This window comes from Candidatus Eisenbacteria bacterium (genome assembly GCA_016867495.1).
In the GTDB taxonomy this organism is placed as follows: domain Bacteria; phylum Eisenbacteria; class RBG-16-71-46; order CAIMUX01; family VGJL01; genus VGJL01.
This window is the reverse complement of the sequence record VGJL01000163.1, coordinates 1-5,850: the sequence shown is the minus strand read 5'-3', so window position 1 is coordinate 5,850 and position 5,850 is coordinate 1. Positions and strand designations below refer to the sequence as shown.

The window sequence follows — 5,850 nt, the reverse complement described above, 5'->3', positions numbered from 1 at the left end:
ATGGCGTCGCGGATGATCCTCTCCTGGAGCAGGACGTTGGGCCGGAGCGAGCGGGCCTCGTGGTCGAAGTAGCCGGCGTGGTAGTGGACATGGCCGTTCCAGCGCACGATGAAAGCCCCTCCCAGGACCCTCCCCTCATGCTCGGCAACGTAGAGGCGGACATGGCCCTCCCCGAGCCGCAACATCGCGCGGTAGAGCCCCTCCGGGTAGACCAGGCCGGGCCGACCCCCCCACCGCGCGAAGCTCAGTCGATAGAATCGATAGATCGTGCCCGCCTGCGCGCCGTCCTCGTCCAGGCGCACCGTCACTCCCTTCTTCGTCAGGCGGCGAACATCATTGCGCTTCGCCGTCGAGAGGACCCCGTCCCAGTACTCCTCATGTGTGGCTGGGAGCGTCAGGATGTGCGTCCTGTCCTCCGACACGGACGTCTCCTTCGGGCTCTGCGCCGGACCGGGCGCGAACGGATTCCCAACCAGGGCATACGACCGGCCTCGATCCGCGAGGGCCCGCAGCGCCTCCGCCATCAGATCGACTTCGCCGATCCGGCGAGGAACCGGTCCTCCATAGAGGAAGGGGAAGCTCGATTGCAGGGTCGTCCAGGCTCCGCCGAGCCTCCTCCACTCGTGGAGGGGCAGAGTCGCCCGGGCGCCTGGGGCCGACAGCCAGATGCCTGCGTCGCGGAGGGCCGGGAAGGCCGCTTGCAGGATCCGCGACCAGATCCGCGTGTGGTAGAAGGTCGCCTCGGCGTGCCAGGAGAGATGATCGTCCCACTCGCGATCCTGCATGGTCACTTCCCCTTTCTCCCCTTGCCGAGCCCGGCGATGAGACGGCGGTAGATCTCGAGATCGCCCCGCTCCGGGATGAAGAGCTTCCGCGCCGGGATCCCCGTGATTCGCAGGAAGAAGAGGATCAGCACGAAGCTCTGCACGGCATAGGAGATCGTGGAGGACCATGCCGCCCCCACCATCCCGTGGCGCGGGATCCAGTGGAAGTTGAGGAGCGTGTTGACCCCCAGGGCGATGAAGCTCGCGAGGGTCGTTGGAAAGCGGCGGTTCCTCCCCGAGAGATCCACCGCAAGGACCTTCCAATACGAGAGGAGGAAGATCCCGGGTATCAGGTAGAAGAGGGCCGACAGGGCGGGGAGGAATGCGGAGCCGTAAAGGAGGCGGATGAGGACGCGCCCGAGGGCGTACATCGCGAGGGCGGCCATGCCGACCCAGAAGACAGCGTGACGACAGGCGGTCGTCGTGATCCGATTGGCATCTTCGGTTGTCGATGCCGAGACGCGGGGGAAGACGACGAGCTGGACCGAGTTCGTGATGTGTGCGAGCTTCTCGGCAAGCAGCACCGCGATCGAGTAGTACCCCTGCTCGGCGACCCCCGCGAAGTGGGTGACGAGAACCTGGTCGAATCTGTAGTTGAGCTGCCCGAAGAGGGTCGCGCCGTAACCCCTCACTCCATAGGAGAAGGAAGTCTTCATCAGCGCCCGGTCGGTTCGGACGGGATCGTCAGGGGGCTTCCTCCTGATCACCCATGCGATCGCGATGGCGACGAGGAGCGCGTTTGCGAAGGCCAGGGCCGCGACCGCGGCCCGCGTCCCCCCGCGACCCAGCATGAGAGCGATGACGAGAAGCACCAGGAGCACGATCTGGCTGACGACGTTCAGGAGGTTGTACTGGTCGACTTGGTGCATTCCCAGGAAGCAGGAGAGCAGGAGCGTCCGTGCGAGCAGCAGGGGGATCATGAGCGCCGTGATCCAGAGGACGGGCACAAGGGCGCGGGCCTTCTCCGGATCGAGCAGCCGGATCGCCAGCATGTAGGTCGGCACCGCCAGGAGCGAGAGGAGAATCAGCCAGACCGCGGTGTTCCCGAGCACGCGGCCGAGGGATGTCCGCCCACCGGCCAGACTCCAGGTGTGCGAGGCGTCGAGGCCGAGGATCCAGAAGGTCGCCCAGAGCGCGGGGAAGGCCCCCGCGGCCGCGTAGACCCCTTGCCCCTCGACGCCCAGAGAACGGGCGACCAGGATCGAGATCGGGATGTTGACGATCGTGATGAGGATGCGCGAGGCGAACGTCGTGGCGCTCTGGCGGACCAGTCCCACGCCGCGCCGCCTCGACTAGATCTCGCCTTCGCCCCGGTAGTCCTCGATCTTGGCCTGGTGGCGGAGATCCTCCATCCACCGGGTCAGGACCTCGCGACGCCGCGTCTGCGCAAGCGATCTGCGGAGCATCTCGCGCTGCTCCGCGTATGCCGCCTCGTCGGGCGTCGATCTCGAGAGGATCTGGATGACGTAGGCCCCGCGCTTGCTCGTGACGACATCCGGCACGAGGCCAATCGGATCCTTGAAGACCCTCGACATGATCGCCGCGTCATTGGGCAACCCCCGCGCGAACCCCCGGCGCGTGAACTCATCCGTCTGATCGAACGTCGCCCCCGACACGGTCTTCGCCGCTTCCTCGAGAGGCGTCCCGCCCCTGACGAGGTCGAGGATCCGCTGCCCGGATTCCCTGGCCATCGCGACCTGCTGCGACTCGACGTAGTCCTTGCGGACCCTCTCCGCGACCTCCTCGAAGGGCGGGATGCCGGCGGGGCGCCGCTTGGCCATCTTGATGACGAACCAGGCGTCAGAGCCCTCCATCGCGGAGATCTTGCCGGGAGTCGCGTTGAAGGCCCAGTCGAAGAAGCCCGAAATCTGGCCGAGCCGCTGCACGAAGGAACGGCGGCCGAAGGGGCCGACGTCCAGAGTCGGCAAGCCTTCCCTCTGAGCGATCTCGGAGAGCGCGATCTCCTGCTGCGCCTCCGCCGCGATGCTGTAGGCCTGGTCGCGGTAGCTCGTGATCGTCTCCCCGGAGAGAGTGATGGGGACGAAGATGTCGGCGATCTTGACCTGATCATTGCCCTGGTCGGTGCGCCGATCCTCGACGCGGATCAGATGGAACCCGTTGGCCTCCGGGAGGATCTCGCTCACCTGGCCCACGGGCAGCGAGAAGGCGGCCTCCCTCACGTTCGGCGCGCTGAACTGCTCGCGAGTCATGTAGGTGCCCTGCTCGCCGCCGCGGAGTTGGGTGATCGCTTCCGAATAGGCGCTGACGAGGATCTGGAAGTCCTCGCCGTCCGCAGCCTCCCGGGCGGCCTGCAGGATCAAGTCCCGGGCGGCCAGCGTGTCCGAGACGGTCGGTTTCTTGTCGATCCGCACGTACTGGATCCAGGCCTGCTCCTCGCTTCGATAGTCATCGCGATGCGACTCGAAGTGTGCGCGCACGGGGGCGTCGTCCTCCGGGGGATCGACGCGGAAGAGATTGGTCGGGAGGGAAGCGAACGCCACCTTCGCGCGCACACTCTCCTCCTCGAAGCGCTTGCGGATCTCAGTGTCGCCTATCTTCACGGAGGCCATGACCATCTGCTGCAGCTTCTGTTTCGGAAGATCCTGGCGGTAGTAGAACTCGAGGGAGAGCCAGTCCCGGCCCGGATCCGCCAGGGCGGCGAGGTACTTCGACTGGTCGAACTGGCCGTTGGTCTGGAACTCCGGGTTCTGGACGATCTGGGGGAGCGGCTGGTTGCGGATCGCGGCGGCCACTTCCTGATCGGTCGCAACGATGCCGCGGCGCTCGATCTCCTGCCTCAGGAGCATCTCCTGGAGGAGGTCGGTCCATGCCTGGTCGCGCAGCTGCACCTCCTCGCCTTCGTCCGGGTTGGCGCCCCGCTGGGCCACCCAGTTCTCGCGGCCGACGAGGATCCTCTCTTCATACACCCGGGCCTTGATCGGCTCGCCGTTGACGCGACCGATGACTCCCGCCGCGCGCCCTCCACCGCCAGAGCCCAGCTGGTACTCGGCTCCCCATGCCAGAAAGATCAGCAACACGAATGAGGCTGCTGTGATCCACATGATCAGCTTGGTGTTGCGGCGCATCATCTCGAACATGACTCGGGATCCTCCTCAGAGAGTGCCTGCTTCCGGGCACAATAAACGAACATAGCACGCCTCGCCGCCCCCGCTCAATCCTCCCGTGGGGACCGCCGGATGGGATCTGGCCCGCGGCGCCGGACCTTGACCGCCCCGCCTCCGCTTCCTAGAATCCGGGGAGAGCGAAACCTCACGGATGGAAGAAGCTACCACTCTTCTCGTCGTCGTCCTCGTCGTCGCCTCCGCGCTCTTCTCGGGCGCAGAGGCGGCGCTCGTCTCCCTCAACCATCTGCAGCTCCGCCAGATCGAGGGGGGCAGGACGCGGCTGTCACGCACCCTGCGCGGTCTCCTTCGGGATCCGCAGCGGCTTCTGAATTCGCTGCTGGTGGGCAACACCCTCGTCAATGCGGGGCTCTCCGCCACCCTGACCTCTTTGGCGCTCGACCGCTTCGGGCCGTCGGGGCTCAAGGTCGCCATCCCGGCGGCGACGGTCCTGATCCTCTTCTTCTGCGAGATCCTCCCCAAGACCTTCGGGGTCCACTTCCCCCGTTCCCTCGCCTACCTCGCAGCGATCCCCCTCGCGGCCGTTCGACCGCTGCTGGCTCCCCTCACATGGGGTATGACCCATATGGGTCGAGCCTTCCTCGCCCTGCTCCGCATCCCCGGCGCGCCCGAGGGGCTGAGCCGCCGCGTCACCAGGACGGAGCTGCGGGCCGTGCTCGAGGAGATCGACGAGGGCTCGGGGATGAGCAAGGTCGAGAGCCGTCTGGTCCAGAACATCCTCTCGTTCTCGAGGACGACGGCCGAGGAGGTGATGACCCCGAGGGTGGATCTGATCGCGGCTCCAGCCACGATCACGCGCGCAGAGCTGCTGGAGTTGATCACAACGTCCAAACACTCCAGGATCCCGATCTACGAGAGGACGGTCGATGGAATCGTCGGCTACGTCTCCTCGCGCGCCTTCCTCCTCGAGCCGACCGACCGGATCGGCGCCCTCGTCCAGCCCGTCCTCTATGTTCCAGACAAGGCTCCGGCCGACCGGGTGTTTCACGACATGCGCAAGGAGCGGCACCGGATGGCGATCGTCGTGAACGAGTATGGCGACACGGTCGGGATCATCACGCGGGAGGATCTGGTCGAGGAGGTCGTCGGAGAGCTGTTCGACGAGTACGAGAAGGGCGAGGAGGAGATCGTCGGCCTCGAGGAAGATCTGTGCGAGGTGAGGGGAAGCGTCTCGCTCCAGGACCTCGGCGAGCGAATGGGTGTGGAGTTTCCGCAGGAGCATGTGGCGACGGTGAGCGGCTTCCTCTGCCGCCTCCACGGCGGCTTCCCGCGCAAGGGGACGGTCCTGGGCTGGCGCGACCTTCGCTTCGAGATTCTCGATGTCGGCCGCCACAGAGTTCTCCGGGCGCGCGTCCGTCGCATTCCCGCCGAGGAGGAGGCGTGAGTCCGTCGAGCTTGCAGGCGTTGCTCTTCCTGGTCTGCCTGATCGGCGTGGCCCTCTTCGAGGGAATGGAGATGGCCCTGCTTGCGTCCGAGAGGATGCGCCTGAGGGCCCACGCGCGATCGCGCAAGGGCGGCGGCGACCTGGCGCTCGATCTCTTGAACCGCAGGGAACAGATCCTGGTCACGCTCCTGGTCTGCAACACGCTCGCGGCCGCCGCCGCGGCGGCGCTCGCGACGGGTCTTGCTCATCGGTGGATGGGCCCGACCGCAGCCGCCACCCTGGCCGCGACCGTCGTCGTCACCATCGTCATCCTTGTCTTCGGGCAGGTGCTCCCGAAAGCCGCCGCGAGGCCGCGAGCCGAGTCGGTCCTCACGGGGGCTTCGCGCCCCCTCTTCGCCCTCGATCTCCTTCTCCTGCCGGTCACCGCGGCGGCGAGCGTTGTCATCCATCTGACCCTGGGACTGCTGCGCAGGGACAGGAGGGGCGCTCCGGTCACGCG

The 5,850-nt window shown here is 66.6% G+C and carries 5 protein-coding genes; 2 read left to right on the top strand and 3 right to left on the bottom strand.

Features of this window, described 5'->3' with window-relative positions; translation table 11 throughout:
• The 3 genes from FJY88_11300 to FJY88_11290 form a co-directional block, all read right to left on the bottom strand.
• Window positions 1-953 (bottom strand): GNAT family N-acetyltransferase (locus FJY88_11300; protein MBM3287920.1); only part of this gene is annotated, 953 nt, incomplete at its 3' end.
• Entirely contained in the window at window positions 788-2,101 is a 1,314-nt protein-coding gene (locus tag FJY88_11295) for a hypothetical protein (GenBank protein ID MBM3287919.1), read from the bottom strand. The genes FJY88_11300 and FJY88_11295, both read right to left, overlap by 166 nt.
• 15 nt (window positions 2,102-2,116) lie before the next feature.
• On the bottom strand, window positions 2,117-3,922 hold the full coding sequence (locus FJY88_11290; GenBank protein MBM3287918.1) for a hypothetical protein: 1,806 nt from the start codon (window positions 3,920-3,922) through the stop codon (window positions 2,117-2,119).
• 178 nt (window positions 3,923-4,100) lie between these two features.
• On the opposite strand from FJY88_11290, the gene FJY88_11285 reads away from it, so the two are divergent.
• Both FJY88_11285 and FJY88_11280 read left to right on the top strand, forming a co-directional pair.
• Window positions 4,101-5,351, top strand: a complete 1,251-nt coding sequence (locus FJY88_11285) for an HlyC/CorC family transporter (GenBank protein ID MBM3287917.1) — start codon at window positions 4,101-4,103, stop codon at window positions 5,349-5,351.
• Window positions 5,348-5,850: DUF21 domain-containing protein (locus tag FJY88_11280; protein MBM3287916.1), on the top strand; the 503-nt coding region annotated here is incomplete at its 3' end. The genes FJY88_11285 and FJY88_11280, both read left to right, overlap by 4 nt.

Bases quoted from the DNA above. Each gene is read 5' to 3' on its own strand.
- FJY88_11290 (MBM3287918.1), bottom strand. From the start codon at position 3,922: ATGTTCGAGATGATGCGCCGCAACACCAAGCTGATCATGTGGATCACA.
- FJY88_11285 (MBM3287917.1), top strand. From the start codon at position 4,101: ATGGAAGAAGCTACCACTCTTCTCGTCGTCGTCCTCGTCGTCGCCTCC.